This is a genomic window from Mycobacterium pseudoshottsii JCM 15466 (genome assembly GCF_003584745.1).
GTDB classification, from domain to species: domain Bacteria; phylum Actinomycetota; class Actinomycetes; order Mycobacteriales; family Mycobacteriaceae; genus Mycobacterium; species Mycobacterium marinum.
In genome coordinates this window covers 734,796-753,380 of sequence record NZ_AP018410.1, presented here as the reverse complement: position 1 = coordinate 753,380, position 18,585 = coordinate 734,796, and the positions used below count along the sequence as shown (strand labels likewise).

Here is an 18,585-nt window from a genome sequence, read left to right as displayed (position 1 = left end):
TGCTACATGTGGCCCATGGCCGAACGTGTCACGTTCCAGAGTTCAACGGGCCCGACCCTGGCGGGAACCATCGATGTGCCCGAGGCGGCGGTGCGCGGCTGGGGGGTGTTTGCGCACGGATTCACCCTGAACAAGGACTCACCGGCGGCGGCCCGCATCTGCAAACAGCTAGCGGCCGACGGGATCGGCATGCTGCGCTTTGACGCACTCGGCCTCGGCGACTCGGAAGGCGGCTGGGGCGACGGCTCTTTCACCGTCAAGGTCGACGACATCGTCAAAGCCTGCGAGTTCATGACCACCCGCGGAACCCCGGCCGACATCCTGGTCGGGCACTCCTGGGGTGGCGCGGCCGTGCTGGCCGCGGCCCGGCACTCACCGGGCGTGCGGTCGGTGGTCACCGTCGCGGCGCCGGTGGACCCCAGCCACGTCGAAAAGCATTACGACGCAGTCGTCGACCGCTGCCTGTCCGAGGGCAGCGCCGAATGGATGGTCGGCGGGCGCACGCTGACCCTGAAACGGGCATTCGTCCAGGACGTCCGCGCCGCCGACCTGCGCGACAAGATCAAGAGCCTGCGGCTGCCCTTGCTTTTCCTGCACTCTCCCACCGACAACACGGTCGGCATCGGCAACGCGACCGAGATCTTCCGCCTGGCCCGCCACCCCCGCAGCTTCGTCTCGCTGGAGGGCTCCGACCACCTGCTCACCGCCCGCGGCCAGGCGCATCGGGCCGCCCGGATCATCGGCGCCTGGGCCGACGCCTACCTCGACGAACCATAAAGACCGCACGTCAGGGTTGACGCGCGCCGCCGAACGCGATGCAATGTGATACAAGTCATATCACCGCCGGTCATGACAGCCGGAAAGGTGGCAGCTCATGACCACAAGGGACAAGTACACCGACGTGTCCACGCCGTACTCATGGGAGGTTCCCAGCGCCGGTGACGCACGCTTCACCTGGGAGTACGACGAGGGGCGCGCCCGGCTCCTTTCCCTGTACCAAAAGGGGAAGGACAAACAGTGGGACGCCCAGTCGCGCATCGACTGGGGCCAAGACGTCGACCCAATGAACGCGATCGCGCTGCCCGACGAGTTCCATCCGCTGTTCGGCAGCCCGATGTGGAACGCCGCAGACGAGGCGCGTCGATCCGAGATGCGCCAGCACTTCCAGGCTTGGCAGTTCTCACAGTTCCTGCACGGCGAGCAGGGGGCGATGGTGTGCGCGGCCAAGATCGTCGAGGTGGTCCCGGACCTGGACGCGAAGTTCTACGCGGCCACCCAAACCATGGACGAGGCCCGCCACGTCGAAGCGTTCTCGCGGTTCCTGCAGGAGAAGATCGGCCTGGTCTACCCGATCAATAAGCACCTGACCGCCCTGCTCGACGACACCCTGCGCGACTCCCGCTGGGACATGCCCTACCTCGGCATGCAGGTCCTCATCGAGGGACTCGCCCTGGCCGCCTTCGGGGTACTCCGAGACATGGCGGCGCCGGAGTCGTTGGCCAAGCAGGTGCTGGCCTACGTCATGCAGGACGAGGCCTGCCACGTCGCCTTCGGCCGAATCTCGCTGAAGGACTACTACTCGGCGCTGACCGAGGCCGAGCGCGAGGAGCGTGAAGAGTTCGTGGTCGACGCCTGCTACCTGATGCGCGACCGGTTCCGCGGCGAGGAGGTCTTCGAGACACTCGGCATGGACGTCAAAGCATGCGCCGAGTGGGTCGACACCTCGCCGCTGATGATCCAGTTCCGCTCGCACCTGTTCAGCCGCATCGTGCCGATCGTCAAGGACATCGGGCTGTGGGGCGGCAAGGTGCAGCGGGCGTTCCGGGACATGGGTGTGCTCGATATGGCCGGTTCCGACATCGAGGCGCTGATGAAGGCCGATGAAGATCAGGCCGAGGCGCTGGACAAGGCGCACGCCGAGATGGCCGAACGGGCCATCGAGGTGGACCAGGTGATCGCGGCGGGCGCAAGCTGACTCGCATCCGGTAGTCGATCCCGCCTCCGGCCCAAGCGGGCATCGCGCCGCGGCGGCGCGAGCCTGCGCGTAGTCACGCAAGACTCGGATCGGCCGCAAGTCCGGAATCGCACCTCAACGTAGCTGCGTGTCGAAGAACGTCGTTGCAGCGGAGCTGATTTCGGCGTGCAGCAGGTGCCTATCCACGCTCGGGTCGTCGATACACGCTTCCGGGAACTGTTCGCGTCCAAGTTGGTTGCACTCGTTCAGGAAGATCTCGTGGCCGACCTTGCCGGGCAACACGTTCAGTTGAGCGCCGGGGACGTTGGCCGCGGCGAATTCGGCGTTGTCGCCGGGCGGGGTCTGGGCATCGTGTGCGCCGACGATGATGTAGGTGGGCACCCGGAGCTGATGGAGGCCGTCGGCGTCCATGCCGAAATCCCTGACCATGCCGGGAGCCATCGCGAACACCGCCTTGATGCGAGAGTCGGCGACGTCGAGTGCCGGGCCGGCGTCCACCGGCAACTCGGTGCGCAGATGCGCCGGTATCGCCGGGTCGCTCTGCACGCCGCGCTGGAAGTCCAGGTACCGGTCGGGGTTGACCCGGGCCCCGCCCAGCCACAGCGAGGTGAATCCGCCCTGAGAGTGCCCCGCCACACCGATCCTGGAGGCGTCGATGAGCGGGCCCCAAAACGGATCGTGCACTAAGAAGTCGGCGGTCAGGCTCAGGTCGCGCGGCCTTTGCCATAGCTTGTTGGCGAGGTAGACGATCGACGAATCGTAGGTATTGGCACGGTAATGGTTCAGCGCGGCAACTAGGTAGCCCTTGCTGGCCAACGCTTGTGCCAGCCATGCGTAGAACAGCCCGTTGCTGCCGCGACCATGGGACAGCAGGATCAGCGGTAACCGCGACCCGCCCGCACGCGGCGGCAGATCCGGATAGAACGACAGCTCGGTGGCGAACGGCATGGCGAACGGACGGTCATCAGGCGAGGGTTGCTCGGCCGGGTAGAACAGGCTGACCGCCAGCCGGCGCGGACCGTCTGGCCCGTGGGGGTCGACAAACTCGATCTGCCGCAAACCGACTGGAGGCGAAGGGGTTTGGCCGTTGACCCGAACTCCGGTGCCGCAACCGGCTGCCAACCAGACAGCTGCCGACAGGACCGAAACGACCGACAAGACCCTGAGAAGCGAAACCATCGTTGGGCGCACGGCCATGAACCTGTCGCAATTGATCGACAGAAGCAACTCGGAGACAGAGTCGGCGGGAGGTCGATCCCAGCCACAGATCCGGGCCGCGACCGTCGGAGCGGCCCTTCAGCCCGCCGCCCCGGCCTGGCCGAACAACCGCCCACCGATGCCGCCGCTGCCGCCCGCGCCGCCGACCAAAGCCCCGCTTCCGCCGTGACCACCGTCGCCGCCGTTGCCGATCGACCGAGTGTCCCCGCCGTTGCCGCCATTGCCGCCGCCGGCGAGGTTGGCGCCATCACCGCCCGCACCACCCCTTCCGCCGTTGCCGTACAGCAGCCCACCGGCACCCCCGTTGCCGCCGGTACCGCCGGTGCCGCCCCGGTCGAAGATCCCCGCGGCGACGCCGCCCTTGCCGCCGGCGCCGCCAGATCCGCCGTTGCCGTACAGCAGCCCACCGCCGCCGCCGTGACCGCCGGCGCCACCACTGCCGCCGACGCCGCCGTCGAGAGCCTCACCGCCCGCCCCGCCGGCCCCGCCCGCGCCGGCGCTTCCGGCAAGTAGCCCACCGCCGCCACCGGCGCCGCCATTGCCACCGTTGCCACCGGCCGTCGTGACCGCGCTGGTGAAGCCGGAACCGCCCGTACCGCCGGCCCCGCCGGCCCCGCCCTCACCCACGATTCCGGCGGCGCCGCCGGCGCCGCCGTTGCCTCCGAGCCCGCCATGATTGCCGGGATTCATCCCGCTTACGCCCCCGGCCCCGCCGGAGCCGCCGGCACCGCCAGTCCCGTAGAGCCACCCGCCGGAACCCCCGGCGCCGCCCGCCCCGCCATCACCGCCGGCCCCGGAGCCGCTGGCGACTGCCCCGGCGCCGCCGGAGCCTCCGGTCCCGCCGTTGCCGATCAGCCCCGCCGCGCCACCGGCACCCCCGGCCACCCCCGGGTTGGCACCCGGCGCCCCGTTTCCACCGTTTCCGTACAGCAATCCGCCCGCCCCGCCGGCTTGCCCCGGCGCTGTCCCGTCCGCGCCATTGCCGATCAGCGGACGCCCCAGCAACGCCTGCGTGGGCCCATTGATCAGGTTGAGCAGACTCTGCTGAACGTTGGCGGCCTCGGCGGCCCCATAGCCGCCCCCGCCCGCGCTCAGCGCCGCCACGAACTGGTCATGAAACGCGGCCGCCTGCCTACCCAGCGCCTGATAGTTGTGGGCATGATCGGAGAACAACGCCGCCACCGCCGCGGACACCTCATCACCGGCGGCGGCCAGTACCGAGGTTGTCGGCGCCGCGGCAGCCGTGTTGGCCGCGCTGACCGCGGACCCGACACTCGCCAAATCCGTTGCTGCCATTGACAGCATCTCGGGCACCACCACGACAAACGACATCTGACACCTTTCGGCCGGGCCGCATGGCCCGGTCAGCGCCGACGCATCCTGAAGGATTCGATGCTATCGCGATCCCGCCGGCCCATCTGGGGTTTGACCAGGCCACTCGCCCCGCCGTCCCGCGGCCGGACGGCGCCATCAACCCGCCAACCAGCCCGGCCATGCCGGACCGACAGCAAAGCGGTGAGCCCGGTTCGGCCGACACCGGATGCCGCGCACGACCGCGCGCAGGACGCTCGTCGGTCGCAGCTTCGCCGCAGCCATCCGCTAGCAGTAGGCGCGTAGCGCACGCAGGCCGCGGTCCGACGGAATCGATCCCAAATCCCCTGACTTTCTTCGCCACTCAGCCGCACTCCGGCGCCGCCACAAAGTTGCCGCGGTGCACGGTGCACCAGTTTCAACTGGTGCGGCGACGGCAGGCAGAATGCTCAGGATGGGATCGGCAACGCGGACTTATGGCGGGGTCAGCGCCACCGAGCGCAGCGGCGCAGCCGCGAGGCGGGCTGGGGTGACCCCCCCCCCGATGAAGCTAACCGCAGCCAACGCGAGCGCCCTCGACATCCCGGTCCCGAACTATGACCGCAGCCAAATCAACATCGGCATCGCGCATTTCGGCGTTGGTGGCTTCCACCGCGCGCACCAGGCGATGTATCTTGACCGGCTGCTCAACGCCGGGCTCGCACGCGACTGGGGCATCTGCGGTATCGGCGTATTGCCGGGTGATGAGCGGATGCGCGATGCGCTGCGCAGCCAGGACCACCTCTACACGTTGATCCTCGAGCATCCCGACGGCACCCGAGAGCCCCGCGTGATCGGCTCGATCGTCGACTACCGTTACGCACCCGATGAACCCGAGTCGGTCATCGAGTTGCTCGCCGACCCGGCGATCCGCATCATCTCGCTCACCATCACCGAGGGGGGTTACACCGCACCGCGCAGCGCCGCCTTCGAGCTGGTGACCGAGGCGCTGAACCGCCGTCGCCAACGGGGCCACGGGTCACCGACGATCGTCTCCTGCGACAACATCGTGGAAAACGGCAAAGTTGCCGAGCGCGCGTTCACCAGCTACGCGGACATGTCCAATCCCGCACTCGCACAATGGATGCGAGAAAACACCAGGTTCCCCAACTCCATGGTCGGCCGGATCACGCCAGTCACCACCCCCGAGCTGATCGAGCGGCTGGACTGCGAATTCGGTGTGCGCGACGCCTGGCCCGTCGCCGCCGAGCCATTCGCCATGTGGGTTCTCGAAGACGACTTCAGCCACGGGCGGCCCCCACTGGAACAAGCCGGCGTCGAGCTGGTCGACGATGTGGCCCCGTACGAGGCGATGAAGCTGCGGCTGCTCAACGCCGGACACCAGGGCCTGTGCTACTTCGCCTACCTGGCCGGGTATCGGCTGGTGCACGAAGCCGCCCAGGACCCGCTGATCGCCGAGTTCCTCCGCCGATACTTCGACGAAGAGGCGGCGCCGACCCTGACCGCGATTGGAGGCCTGACCGAATTCAAGAACGGACTGCTCCCACGCTTCGCCAACGCATATGTCCGCGACACCGTCGCCCGGTTGTGCGCCGAATCCTCGGACCGCATCCCAAAATGGCTGCTACCGGTGGTTCGGGACAACCTCCGCTCGACCGGCCCGGTTCGGCTGTCGGCCGCGATCGTCGCCAGCTGGGCACGCTATGCCGAGGGCATCGACGAGGCCGGCCAGCCGATCGAGGTGGTGGATCGCCTCGCCGACATGTTGGAGCCGATAGCGCGTTCGCAGCGCCACGACGCACGCGCATTTCTGGCCAATCGCGCCGTGTTCGGTGACCTCATCGACCAGCCCCGCTTCGTACAGCCCTATCTGTGGGCGCTGGACTCGCTGCACCGGGTCGGTGCCCGCGCGACGCTGCAGGCGCTACTCGACAAGGACGGATCCTGATGCCCATGTCTAGACGCGGTGCGGTCCGAATGGCATCGGCGGCGCGAACGTGACCCTCGTCGCCGGCATCGACTCGTCCACCCAGTCCTGCAAGGTGCTGGCATGTGACGCCGACACCGGTGAGGTGGCCCGCAGGGGCCAGGCCGCACACCCCGATGGAACCGAAATCGATCCTGCCGCATGGGAATCCGACGCACACACAGCGATCGCGGCCGCCGGCGGATTCGACGATGTCGAGGCGGTGGCGGTGGGCGCCCAGCAACACGGCATGGTGTGCCTGGACATGGCCGAAGTGGTGGTGCGGCCCGCGCTGCTGTGGAACGACGTCCGCTCGGCCGACGCGCCCCTGGCGCTCATCGACGAACTCGGTGGCCCACGGGCGTGGGCACAAGCCGTCGGCCTGGTGCCGTTGGCCGCGGTCACGGTGGCCAAGCTGCGCTGGCTCGCCGACAACGAACCGCAACATGCCGACCGCACCGCCGCGGTCTGTCTGCCTCATGACTGGCTGACGTGGCGGTTACGCGGGGACACCGATGTCGCCACGCTGACCACCGACCGCAGCGACGCCAGCGGCACCGGCTACTACGACGCCGGCAGCGATCGCTACCGCTTTGACCTACTCGAACTGGCCATGCACGGCCGCCGCCCCAACCTGCCCAGGGTGCTCGGACCGTCGGCGCGAGCTACCCGCGGCAGCAAAATATTCGGCGCGGGTCTGGGCGACAACGCCGCCGCGGCGCTGGGCCTGGGGGCCGACGAAGGCGACGTGATGGTCTCGATCGGGACCTCGGGGGTGGTGTGCGCCGTCGCGGCCGATCCGGTTCGCGACGAGGCGGGTCTGGTTGCCGGGTTCGCCGACGGCACCGGACGCTATCTGCCGTTGGTGTGCACGCTCAACGGTGCCCGGGTGCTCGATGCGGCGGCGGCGATGTTGCGGGTCGACCACGACGAGTTGTCCCGGCTGGCGCTGTCGGCGCCGCCCGGCAGCGCCGGACTGGTTCTTGTCCCGTACTTGGAAGGCGAGCGAACCCCTAACCGGCCCAAGGCAACTGGCGCACTACATGGCCTGCGGCTGGCCAACGCCACGCCCGCGCACCTGGCCCGGGCGGCGGTGGAAGGGCTGCTGTGCGCATTGGCTGACGGCCTGGCGCAGCTCACCGAACACGGCGTGGTCGCACGCCGGGTCCTGCTGATCGGCGGCGGCGCCCGATCGCAGGCGCTGCGCGAGATCGCGCCGCTGATATTCGGTGTGCCCGTGCTGGTTCCGGACCCCGCGGAGTACGTCGCCCTGGGGGCTGCCCGGCAGGCCGCGTGGGCGCTGCGCGGCTCGACTCGGCCACCCTCGTGGCAGCCACCGGCAACCGACGAGTACACCGGCGAGCCGTCACCCGCCGTACGCCAGCGCTATGCGCAGGTGCGCGAGCTGACCGAAGGAGTGGCTAGCGTCCCGGGCCCGGGCGAAACACCGCCAGCACCCGATACTTCGCGGTGAAACTGGCCTGGTCGTATTGCTCACCCACCTCGCCGTCATGAGCAAGCACGGTCGGCGCGTCCACGGTGCTGAAGCTGAATTCGGGCACTTGCAGTTCGTGGTAGAGCGGGCTGCGCTGCAGCCGGCACAGGGCCAGCGCGGTGAGGATCCTGACGGTCGCCAAGCGGCGTCCGGTCTCGAGGATGCGCACGTCGATCAGGCCATCGTCCATGCGGGTGCGCCGCGAGGGGGCGAATCCGGCCGGCAGGTACACCGAGTTGCCGATGAGCAGCAGCGATGTCTGCAGCGTCTTGTTGTCGTACCGGATGCGCACGGGCTGGTCTTTGCGCAGTGTGTGCAACATCGCGTACATGCTGGCCAGCGGTTTGCCGATGCGCTTTTCCAGCTTTTCCCGGTACCGGACGAATTTGGGGTAGGCGCCGATGCTGGCCGTGTTGATCACCATCTGGCTTTCGTTCAGACACAACAGGTCGACGCGCGCCACGCTGCCGCGCCGGACCGCGTCGATGGTCTGTGCCACGCTGTCGCAGCCGATGTCCTTGGCGAAGTGGTTGAAGGTTCCGGCGGGAAACACCGCCAGCGGCAGTCCCGCGTCAACCGCCGCCGCCGCGGCGGCGGCCACCGTGCCGTCACCGCCACCGACCGCCAGCACTTCGGCCTGTGCGGCCGCCTCGCGCAGCACCCGCTGCGGGTCGTCGCCCGCGGCCAGTTCGACGATCCGCGCCTTCGGCAGGCCCGCACGCACCTCGTCGATGACCTGGGCCCCGGTGCCGCTGCCCGATGCCGGGTTGACCACCAAGACCACTCCGGAACCGTCGGGCCGCTGCGGTGTTTGCACCCAGAGCGGTTCCGTTTTGGGCAGCGCCGTCTCGATAATCGGTGGGACCAGCCGGCCGCCCAGCACGGCAACGCCGGCACCAATGCCGAATCCGGCCAGCACATCGCCGGGATAGTGCACCCCGGTCGCCACCCGCGACAGCCCGACCAACGCGGCCAGCACCGAAAAGCCTAGGCCCAGAGGCGGATTCTCCAGACCTACGCCGATGGCAAATGCGGCGGCGCTGGCGGAGTGCCCGGACGGCAGCGAATTGGATGTCGGCCGGCGTCGGACTCGTCTGGCCAGCGGCACCGAGTCCGAGAGCGGACGCGGGCGCTGCCGGATCCGCTTGGCCACCTGGTTGGTAAACAAGCTGGCCGTCCCCAGCGTCACCACCCCGCGCACCGCGCCCCGTTGCGCGGACTGACTTCTCGACGCGAGCAGGCCCGCGGCCATCGCGAACCACAACTTGGAATGGTCGGCCGCGCGGGTCAGCGGCGGCATGACCGTGTCGAGCAGCGGGGTGGGTATGTCGGCAATCGCTTCGAACAATTCCCGATCCAGCGCCCCCAGGCCCCGGGTGATCTGTTTGATGCTGCGCGCTCGTTGCCACGGCCGCCCGTTCATTCGCTCCACCCTAACCAGCGCCCGGGCGCGGGCTTCAGCACTGGCGGTTCGGTTTGCGCCAGTCTCCCGCGCGGCGCGCCCAAGACAGCCGGATCGGGTCGCTGGGGTGGGGTCGCAGCGGGGTGGTTTCGATGGTCATCCACCCCGAAAGCGGGAGCGACTCCACGACGGCCATCAGCTCGCCGGGGTCGCGCGCACGCCATAACCCCAGCATCCGCGGGCCGTCCGGGCCGGCCGGCAGCGCCCAGAACCGCACCAGATGACCGGCCTCGGCCAGCTCGTGACAACGGCGGGCCTCGCGCTCGGTGGCGTCGTCGACAACCCGCGCCGACGTGCCGGACGGGACGGTGAGCGTGGTCGTGATCAAGAATTCCGGCGCCTTACCGGGCCGAGGGGTTACCCCAGCACCGAGCGGGTCGTTGGGGTGGGCGCTGAGCACGGCGACCTCGTCGCTGCGCCAATCCTGCAGCGGCACCGTCGCCAGCAGCTTGCGCAGTGACGGCTCGTCGCGCGCGGCGAACAGGCCCAGGGTGCACCATTGGCCCGGTCCGCACGGCCGACGCCACAACCGCAGCAGGCGGCCCTGGGCGCCCAGCTCACGCCAGCCGGCGTTCTCGCTCACCCGGGCCCGATCGATCTCAGCCGCCGGTGTGCCCCGGGGAACCTCGATGGTCATGCTGACCAGAAATTCCATGCTGTCTCCCGGTGCCACCGTTGCGCACCGGATGCCTACAGCGCAAGAACTGCCAGGAACTTCGGGTACCGCGGTCACGCGGTAGAGCGTGTGAAGCCCTTAGAAGACGCGCACCCAGTCGACGAGCATTTCCTGGGGATACGTACCCGCCGCGGGGTCGCCGCCACCGGAACCACCGACCGCAAGGTTCAACACCGGGAACACGGTGTAGTCGGGGTCGTTGAACGGCCATTCACGGATGGGCTCGTTCAAGTCCTCGATGCCGGTGGCCGGAACGCTGAAGTAGGGCTGCATGCCGTCGGCATAGTCGAGCCAGAAGTACATGCCGGTCACGTTCCAGGTGACCCGCCAGTTGTGCCAGTTGTCGTCCACACCGATCGGGAAGGTCGCGAATGCCGTTCCGTCGGGGTTGGCGTGCACGGTGGTCCCCGACGGCCAGGAGCCGTTGCCGTACCACTCGATCAGGTCGATTTCGCCGCTGCGGCCGGGATCGTCGTTGGACAGCCACCAGGCCGGCCACATACCGGGCGCCAGGCAGTTGAACTTGATGCGGGCTTCCCAGGTGGTCCCGATGCCGCCGCGCCAGAGGCCATGCACCAGGCCACCGAAGTAGTCGTTGCCGCTCCTGGTGGCGCGCAGGACCAGGTTGGAGTTGCCGTCGAGGAAGACGTGTTGACGGTTGTCGCGGTACTGCCCCCAAAATTCGGGCCGGTCAAAGCCCACTGGGTTGCGGATTGGCGTCCGGTGGTTGGACACCTGCCACTTGGACGGATCGGGGGCAGAGCCGGCCGGGCCGTCAAACTCGTCGTGCCACAGAAATATGGGGCCGGCGCCCGCCGCGGGGGCGGCGGGGGCGGGTTCCGGGGCGGCCGGCGGGGTCGGTGCGGCGCCGGCAGTCGGGGCCGGGATAGCGGCCGCAAGCGCGCCAAATCCTGCCATCATGATCATGCGACGGCGATCAATCTCCTGCATGAGCATGGGACGATAGCAGCTAACGCCCCGCTACGTTGACTCCGAGCGAGCAATCCTGGGATAACCGCAGGTCACAACGCTAACCGGGGAACAATTCCGCGGCCTGCCAACGGGTGCCGGTCGCGGCGGGACGGCTCGGTTCCGCGATCGATCCGCGAAAAGCAGATCAGCACAACGCATCTCGGTACAGCGCGAAGTCCACCAACCCCGAAGCGCCCTAGCCACTTGAGGGTTCGCCCAGGGCTCCGGCGTTGTTGATTAGCAGGCTTGTGAGCTGGGTTGATGATCTTTGGTGCCGCGCTATTGGGGCCGGAGTGTAGGCACGGGCTATCTGGAGAACGATCGAGTTGGTTACTGTTCGTCGTTGGTCTGGAGTTGCCCGTGCCTACCGTTTCAGTATTGCCTGTGTCGTCGGTTCCAGAGGTGTTCGACCGCTGGAGTCCTGGTGAGCGCAGCGAGCTCATCGGATCGGAGTTTCTCGATGTGTTGGCCTCGGTGCCAGACCCGAGGGACCCACGCGGTCGGAGGTATTCGCTGATGGCTTTGTTGGCGATCGCGGTTCTGGCCACTGCCGCGGGGATGCGCGGCTATGCTGGTTTTGCCACATGGGCGGCCACCGCTCCCGATGATGTGTTGGCCCAATTAGGGGTCCGGTTCCGGCGGCCCAGTGAGAAGACCTTCCGCGCTGTTTTGTCTCGGCTAGACCCCGCCGACCTCAACGCCAGGATGGGCAGTTACTTCACTGCACACGTGGCCAGCCGCGACCCCAGTGGATTGGTGCCGATCGCGTTGGACGGCAAGATGCTGCGTGGTGCTTTACGCGCCAAAGCGACAGCCACGCATCTCGTGTCGGTGTTCGCCCACCGTGCCCGATTGGTGCTCGGTCAACTCGCTGTCGCCGAGAAAAGCAATGAAATTCCCTGCGTACGTGCCCTGCTCACGCTGCTGCCGGGTAGCTTGCGGTGGCTGGTCACCGTGGATGCGATGCATACCCAGGTCGTCACCGCGAAGTTGATCTGCGCCACCTTGAAGTCGCACTACCTGATGATCGTCAAGTCCAACCAAGCCAAAATACTTGCGCGTATCACCGCGCTGCCCTGGGCCGAGGTGCCCACAGCCGCTACCGACGACTCCCACGGCCACGGCCGTGTCGAGACCCGCACCCCGCAAATCATCACCGCTGCACGAGGAATCGGCTTCCCCTACGCAAAACAAATCATCCGGATCACTCGTGAACGCTTGATCACCGCCACCGACCAGCGCAGCGTGGAGGTGGTCTATGCCATCTGCAGCCTGCCGTTCGAGCACGCCCGCCCTACCGCGATCATGACCTGGATGCGTCAACACTGGGGAATCGAGAACAGCCTGCACTGGATACGCGACGTCACCTTCGACGAAGACCGTCAAAGGGCACATACCGGAAACGGCGCACAGGTCCTAGCAACGCTACGCAACACCGCGATCAATCTGCACCGCCTCAACGGCGCCGACAACATCGCCGAAGCCTGCCGGATCACCGCTTTGACCGCCAACCGCCGCCTAGACCTCCTCAATCCACAATCCCCCAGCTCACAAGCCTGCTAATCAACAACGCCGGAGCCCTGAGGGTTCGCCGAGCTTGACCAGCGTCTTGCCGATATTTGCCCCGGTAAACAATCCGTTAAGCGCATCTACGCAGGAGTCAATACCTTCGTAGACGGTCTGCCGGTGCTTGAGACGCCCCTCGGCCTCCCATTTGCGCAGGTTGGCGAAGGCCTCGTCGAAACGGCCCCATTGATCGAGCGCGTTGAACCCCTGCATCAACGCGGTCTTGGACAGCAGGTTGACGTAGTTGGCCGGCCCCGGATGTTCACCGGTCAGATAGCTAGAGATAACCCCGCACAGCACAACTCGGGCCTTGGGGGCGAGCCGGCCCAGCACCGCGTCGAGGATCGGGCCGCCGACGTTGTCGAAATAGACATCGACGCGCCGGGGGCAGTGCGCTTTGAGCGCCGCGTCCAAGTCGTCGTTCTTGTAGTCGATGCACGCGTCGAAACCGAAGTTCTCGACCACCGCCCGGCATTTCTCCCGCCCACCGGCAATGCCCACCACTCGGGCGCCGGCGATCTTGGCGATCTGCCCGGCGATCGACCCGGTGGCGCCGGCCGCGTCGGAGACCACCACGGTTTCCCCCGGCTGCGGCCGGCCGATGTCGGTCATGCCGAAGTAGGCGGTGGCGCCGGTGGGGCCGTACACCGACATGATCGCCAACTGGTCATCCTCGCCCGGAATCGGCGTGCTGAACACGTCGTCGCGGATGATCACGTACTCCTGAAACCCCGTCAACGTGGTCACCACGTCGCCGACGGCGTAAGCGTCGCAACGTGATTCGACCACTTCACCGATCCCGGCGGCCCGGATCACCTCACCCAAGCGCACCGACGGCAGGTAGCCGGGCTGGTCATCGAGCCAGGTCCGTGCGGCGGCATCGATACCGACGTAGGTGGTACGCAGGAGCGCCTCACCGTCGGCCGGTTCGGGTGCCGGCATGGTGACCAGCATCGTGTCTCCGGGTTGGACTAGGCCGCTGGGGCGACGACGCAACACGATCTGACTGTTCAGCAAGTCCGACACATACCGAAACTACCCAAGGAAGAGGCCCTATTCGGCACGAATCCGGTGTGGGAGCATCTGTGCATGAATCCAGAGGATGACCCCGAAGCTCGGATCCGCCAGCTCGAGCAACCGCTGGCCGATGCGGCGCGCGCATCCGAACTGGGCAGCTCACAGCCGGCCGGCGAGTCTGCCTACCAGAACTACCAGGGTTATCCGGGTTACCAGCCGCCGCCGGGCTCGGTGCCACCGTCACCACCGCCTTATGGCTATCAGCCGGCCTTCCCCGGGGCCACGCCGCGTTCGTCCTCGGGCAACCGGGCGTTCTGGATAATTGCCGCCGTTTTTGTCGTCGGCATCCTGGGGGCGGTGGCAGCGGTCGCCCTGTTCGCGGTAAACCGGGTTTCCGAACCGTTCACAACTTTGTCGCCCGGCACCACGGTGATCTCTACCCCACCGGGGCCGATGTCCCCGGGGAACAAGACCCAAACCCCGACCGCCGGGCCATCGACGTCGGCCGGGCCGCCCGCGGGCAGCACGATCAGCGTTGTGGGTGTCAACCAGAGCCAGACGATTACCTGCAATGACAACATCGTCACGTCAGCGGAATGTCCAACACGGTCACCATCACCGGCCACTGCGCCAGCGTTTCGGTGTCTGGGCTGCAGAACACGGTCACCGTCGAGACCGCCGACCGCATCACGGCCTCGGGACTCAACAACAAGGTGACCTACCAGTCGGGCTCACCCAAGATCAGCAAGTCCGGCAGCGGGAATGTCATCGAACAAGGCTGGCCAGCGCGGCACCCGCATCTCGCGGGCCGGCACCGGCGCGGGACCGACTACTCGGGCTCGCCGGACGAGTCGTCCAGGACGCTGACCGCGATGCCGTACGGCAAGAAGCGGACCTTGCGCCTGGAATCGGTGTTGTCCTTGTTCGCCCGCAACGCGTCCAGTTCGGTCGCATAGACCTGTTCGACGCGGGCACCGCCATCGGCATCCACCGTGTAGATGGCCCACACGCCGTCGCCGGCTTCGCCCGCGGTTTCCGGCGCGGGGCGCCGGCGATGCCCGGGATCTTCGAAGATCATCGACCACGCGGGCCGGTCACCCGGGCCGGAGACGAACCTGCCGATTCGCTCGAACGCGTCGCGCAGCCCCTCACTTCCCTCCCTGATCACCCGATCGAAGTCGTCGGGATCAAATCCGAAACCACCGTTGTCGCCCACACCATCTCCTCGCGGTTCATGCCCTTGATGCCCAGTCTGCGCGCACCCAAGCCGATGCGCCACGTGCCTACGGCCCGGGTTCGGGCGGTGGCGGCTCGACCGGCGCCGGCTCCGGCGGCGGTGCTGGGGGTGGGGGCGGGTTGATCGGAATGGGAATCGATACGAACGGCAGGTGCAGGTACATCGTCATCCGGGCTTGGGTAGGCACCGGTGGGGCCGGGGCGGGTTCGGGCACCGCGACCGGCGGCGGCACTTCCGGGGCCGGGGCCTGCACCGGGGTCAGTGCCGGAGCCTGCGGGGCCGGAGTCCGCCGGGGCTGCGTCGCGGGCGCAATGTATTGCGGCGGCGGCTTGACCACCGTTGGGCGCGGCGCCCGCACCACCGGGGGTGGCTGTACCACCGACGGCGGGGCGGCCACCGGAACCGGGGACGCTGCCGGCGCCGGACCAGGGGCGGGCACCTGCGCGGGCGCCTTGGCCGGCACCGGAGTCGCCGTCTTCGGCGGAGCCGCCGGCGACGCTGGGGTCAGAACCCCTTCTCGCGGGCTTGGCTGGGTGGCCGCAGCGGGACGGACGTCCGAGGTGAGCGTCACCACCATCAGCCCGGCGGCAAAGGCGGCAATCCCCAGCATCGCGCTACCGGCCAGCACCAGCGGCCGGCGCCGGCCCTCGACGGCGTCTTCGCCGTCATCGGCGAGGGCACTGTAGGCCAGCGCGCCGGCGCCGCGGTCCGCGTTGGCGCAGACGTCGAGGTAGCTGGGGGCGAGCGCACGAGGATTCACCTCGCCGGTGCCCGGATCCAGCGCATAGGCCAGCGCCGAGGTGGACGAGGCGAACAGCGGCGCATTGGCCGACGCCAGCGCCGCTCCCCGGGCCAGCGCCATGTCCGGCTCCTCGGGAACGCTCACCACCAGCGACGTCGCCGCCTCCAGCACGGGCTTGAGCGCGACGATGTCGACCCCACAGCCGACGACGAACACGCCCTCGGCCACCGACTGCGCGGTCGCCAGCCCGCCCACCAGCGAAGTCAGATCGGCCGCCGTGGATTCGGCACCCAACGACCTGCGGTGCAGGTCGACGATCGAGCCGTCGCCGATGTCAACTACGGCCAGCGTCGCGCTGTCGGCCTCGACGAACAGCATCGCGATGTATTCGTAGTCAAGCGCGCAGCCAACCGTTTGGGCCAGCGCGGCGGCGGCCAGCAGGGGCGAGACCAGCATGACGCTGCCGGCATCATGTCCGGCGAGTTCGGCACGCAGGGCCGCGACGTCGGTGGGTTCTGTCCAGGTCACGCCCGCCGACATCAGCCGGTAGCCGCCTTCGATCGCACCCTCGCGGGTGCCGATCAACGCGGCCACCGCGGCAGCGGGTGCGCCTTGCGAGCGGTCGGCCGTGTCGAGCTCGAACGTGTCTTCCTCGACCGTCACCCCGTCCGCATCAATGCCTTCGACCAGCACCAAGCGAACCGCGCCGGGCTCCATCGATACCCCAAGCACGATGTCCATAGCCCCTCCAAGCCGGGTGATAGCTAGCCATGGAGTCTGGGGCGGACGAGCGCACCGCGCGGGCCGCCGTCGACAGTCTTCGCGCCGCAATGCGGGTGCGACGAGTTACATCCGGATCAGCTGGCGCGTATGCAGTTTTGCCAGCTCAAACACTACTCGCCCGGGCCAGGGCGCGGACCGATTCTGATCAAGCTCAAATCGGCCGGCGCTGCGGTGCTAGCTCAGGGGGTGCCGGGGCTCATGAAGGGGTTCTGCGGGCCGGGGTTCTGCGAGACGGGACTCGGCGGCGCCTGACTGGCCGGCACCCGGATGGGTATCGGGATCGGCAACAGCGGGACATGCAACCACTCCGTGGTCATCTTGACCGTCGAGGTGGTGCTCGGCGGCGCGGTCGTGGTTGGGGGCGCCGTCGTGGTCGGCGGCGGCGTGGTCGTCGGGGTGGTCGTCGCGGCGGTGGTGGGCGGCACCGTCGTCTTGGTGGTCGTCACCGGGGGCGCCACCGTGGTTGTCGCCGTTGCGACCGGACGCGGCGGCGGCGCGACACTGGTGGGAGCGGGCGCGGCGCTGGGCGCCCGCGCGGCGCTGGCGGGCGGTGGGACAAAGCTTGGCTCCAGCGCCTTGGGCGGCGCGGAGCTCGCGGCAATGGATCGAGATGGCGCCGGTAGCGGCCCCACACTGGGCACTACCGGACTCTGGCGGCGCTCGATGGCCGTCAACGTGAATGCCACGCCCCCGATCGCGGTCATCGCCACCACGGCCGAGAGTCCGATCAGCACCTGGGACACCCGAAATCGCCGCCACGCCGGTTCTTTGAGCGGTTCGATCATGTTCAACCGCATCGACCAGCAGGGGCCCTCTTCGCTGTAGGAATCGCCCTCGAATCGCACCAGCCCTTCACTGGGAAAGTCGGTCTGTGACCAGGCCAATTCGCGATCGGTCAGGGCGTCCTGGTCGATCACCATGACGTCACCGGCCGGCGGCTCGATCACTGTCGTTGCGGCGGTAGCCGCCGAAGCCGCCGGCAAACCGATCGACGTTCGGGTGCGGAAGTCGAGTTCCTTGCCGCGGGCGGCCAGCGCCAGCGCACCGTTTGCCGCCGCGCACGCCGGTTCCGGCACGACCAGCACGGGTAGCCTGGTATGGACGGAAAGACGTTGTGTGACAAGCGGAATACTGGCGCCGCCGCCAACGGTGACCACCGCCGAGAGATCGGCCCAGCTGGCGTTGTTACGGGCGAGCAGGTCATCGAACGCATAGACGAAACCGGTGAGCTGATCCTGGATCAGGTCTTCTAGCTGATCTCGCGTGACCTCAATGGTCGTCGCGGATCCGGCGAGATCGACGGCCAATTCCGTTACCGCGTCGATGGACAACCGCTCTTTGGCCGCACGACACTGCTCTCTGAGCAGGCCGAGTTGACTGGCCGCGGCGGTCCCGGCCTGGTCGACGCCGTTGGGGCCAAGTTCCTCGATGACGTGCAACATCAACGCCTGGTCGATCTGATTGCCCGAGAAGTCCTCGTAACGCATTGTGGCGCAGACGGGCTCGAAATCCGACTTGGCCTCCATCAGCGTGACGTAGGAGGCCGAGGCACCGAAATCCAGCAGGCCCACGACCCCATCGGCCGGAATACCCAGTTCCGAGTTCGCCGCCGCCATCGCCGCCACCGCATCCGGGACCAGCCGAGGCGCCATGCCACTGCGGACAAAGCCGACGTGTGTCCGCAAGCCGTTACGCAGCGCCTGTACCGCTGTCGGTTTCCAGTGCGCCGGAACAACAATCACAATTTCGGAGGAATTCGAATCAGCCCCGGCAGCAACAACCATCGCGTCCAGCGCCTCGACCATCAGAAGATCCGGATCATGAGCCGATCCGTCCGGAGACACCAATGCGACCGAGTCACCGATGCGCTCGACAAAGCCGCTCATGAAGGTGCCGGGCTGGTCCAGGCTCGGGTTCTCGCCGAGCACACCAATTTTCGGGGCGCAGTGCGGGTACAGTGTGAGCACGGCACGGCGAATAACGGCAGGCTTACCGTTAGACGCCGCAACCAAGTTCATGGTCCCGATCGACAACCCCAGCGGGTCGTACATATGAGAATACTTTCGTCGAAAGGGTCGGTGGCCAGCGTTAACCATAGTCGTGAACGGGCCGTATATAGTTCCTTGCCAATCTGATTGGTATGCGCTCGAGGCCGTGTCGTCATC

The 18,585-nt window shown here is 67.9% G+C and carries 13 protein-coding genes and 2 pseudogenes; 6 read left to right on the top strand and 9 right to left on the bottom strand.

Going from position 1 to position 18,585, the window contains the following annotated elements; all coding sequences use genetic code 11:
* The first annotated feature begins 15 nt into the window (after positions 1-15).
* Positions 16-777, top strand: coding sequence for an alpha/beta hydrolase family protein (locus tag MPSD_RS03465; RefSeq protein ID WP_036425841.1), 762 nt, complete (start codon positions 16-18; stop codon positions 775-777).
* 97 nt (positions 778-874) lie between these two features.
* Positions 875-1,975 (top strand): ferritin-like domain-containing protein, encoded by a 1,101-nt coding sequence (locus tag MPSD_RS03460; RefSeq protein WP_020784962.1) that lies wholly within the window; start codon positions 875-877, stop codon positions 1,973-1,975.
* A gap of 114 nt (positions 1,976-2,089) precedes the next feature.
* Here the strand turns inward: MPSD_RS03460 and MPSD_RS03455 are convergent, their stop codons facing one another.
* On the bottom strand, positions 2,090-3,172 hold the full coding sequence (locus MPSD_RS03455) for an alpha/beta hydrolase family protein (RefSeq protein WP_086085796.1): 1,083 nt from the start codon (positions 3,170-3,172) through the stop codon (positions 2,090-2,092).
* A 102-nt stretch (positions 3,173-3,274) separates the two neighbouring features.
* Positions 3,275-4,525 (bottom strand): annotated as a pseudogene (locus MPSD_RS03450) (PE family protein); the annotation flags it as partial.
* Positions 4,526-5,048: 523 nt separating this feature from the next.
* On the opposite strand from MPSD_RS03450, the gene MPSD_RS03445 reads away from it, so the two are divergent.
* Positions 5,049-6,452: a mannitol dehydrogenase family protein gene (locus MPSD_RS03445; RefSeq protein WP_020784965.1), complete on the top strand. Its 1,404-nt coding sequence runs from the start codon at positions 5,049-5,051 to the stop codon at positions 6,450-6,452.
* 49 nt (positions 6,453-6,501) lie between these two features.
* A complete protein-coding gene (locus MPSD_RS03440) occupies positions 6,502-7,944 on the top strand; it encodes a xylulokinase (protein ID WP_086085793.1) in 1,443 nt (480 codons plus the stop codon).
* Here the strand turns inward: MPSD_RS03440 and MPSD_RS03435 are convergent.
* The 3 genes from MPSD_RS03435 to MPSD_RS03425 all read right to left on the bottom strand — a co-directional run bounded on the left by MPSD_RS03435 (position 7,892) and on the right by MPSD_RS03425 (position 11,060).
* On the bottom strand, positions 7,892-9,388 hold the full coding sequence (locus MPSD_RS03435) for a bifunctional phosphatase PAP2/diacylglycerol kinase family protein (protein ID WP_086085792.1): 1,497 nt from the start codon (positions 9,386-9,388) through the stop codon (positions 7,892-7,894). The two genes, MPSD_RS03440 and MPSD_RS03435, sit on opposite strands and share 53 nt — an antisense overlap.
* Positions 9,389-9,422: 34 nt before the next feature.
* The gene (locus MPSD_RS03430) at positions 9,423-10,082 is read right to left on the bottom strand and encodes a muconolactone Delta-isomerase family protein (RefSeq protein WP_036425843.1); all 660 of its coding nucleotides are present in this window, start codon (positions 10,080-10,082) and stop codon (positions 9,423-9,425) included.
* 99 nt (positions 10,083-10,181) lie between these two features.
* A complete protein-coding gene (locus tag MPSD_RS03425; protein ID WP_086085791.1) occupies positions 10,182-11,060 on the bottom strand; it encodes a glycoside hydrolase family 16 protein in 879 nt (292 codons plus the stop codon).
* A 375-nt stretch (positions 11,061-11,435) separates the two neighbouring features.
* Between MPSD_RS03425 and MPSD_RS03415 the strand changes: the two genes are divergently transcribed.
* Positions 11,436-12,638, top strand: coding sequence for an ISAs1-like element IS2404/ISMul1 family transposase (locus MPSD_RS03415; protein ID WP_420811862.1), 1,203 nt, complete (start codon positions 11,436-11,438; stop codon positions 12,636-12,638).
* On the opposite strand, the gene MPSD_RS03410 is transcribed toward MPSD_RS03415, so the two are convergent.
* Positions 12,639-13,667 (bottom strand): NADP-dependent oxidoreductase, encoded by a 1,029-nt coding sequence (locus MPSD_RS03410; protein WP_086084876.1) that lies wholly within the window; start codon positions 13,665-13,667, stop codon positions 12,639-12,641.
* 63 nt (positions 13,668-13,730) lie between these two features.
* Between MPSD_RS03410 and MPSD_RS03405 the strand changes: the two are divergent.
* Positions 13,731-14,437 (top strand): annotated as a pseudogene (locus MPSD_RS03405) (DUF3060 domain-containing protein); the annotation flags it as partial.
* Between the two features lie 50 nt (positions 14,438-14,487).
* On the opposite strand, the gene MPSD_RS03400 reads toward MPSD_RS03405, so the two are convergent.
* The 3 genes from MPSD_RS03400 to MPSD_RS03390 form a co-directional block, all read right to left on the bottom strand.
* Positions 14,488-14,874, bottom strand: coding sequence for a hypothetical protein (locus MPSD_RS03400; RefSeq protein WP_020784971.1), 387 nt, complete (start codon positions 14,872-14,874; stop codon positions 14,488-14,490).
* A 67-nt stretch (positions 14,875-14,941) separates the two neighbouring features.
* Positions 14,942-16,378 carry a DUF7159 family protein gene (locus tag MPSD_RS03395; RefSeq protein WP_020784972.1) on the bottom strand — a complete coding sequence of 479 codons (1,437 nt, stop codon included), beginning with the start codon at positions 16,376-16,378 and terminating at the stop codon, positions 14,942-14,944.
* 221 nt (positions 16,379-16,599) lie between these two features.
* A complete protein-coding gene (locus MPSD_RS03390) occupies positions 16,600-18,471 on the bottom strand; it encodes an Hsp70 family protein (protein ID WP_086084875.1) in 1,872 nt (623 codons plus the stop codon).
* Positions 18,472-18,585: the final 114 nt, after the last annotated feature.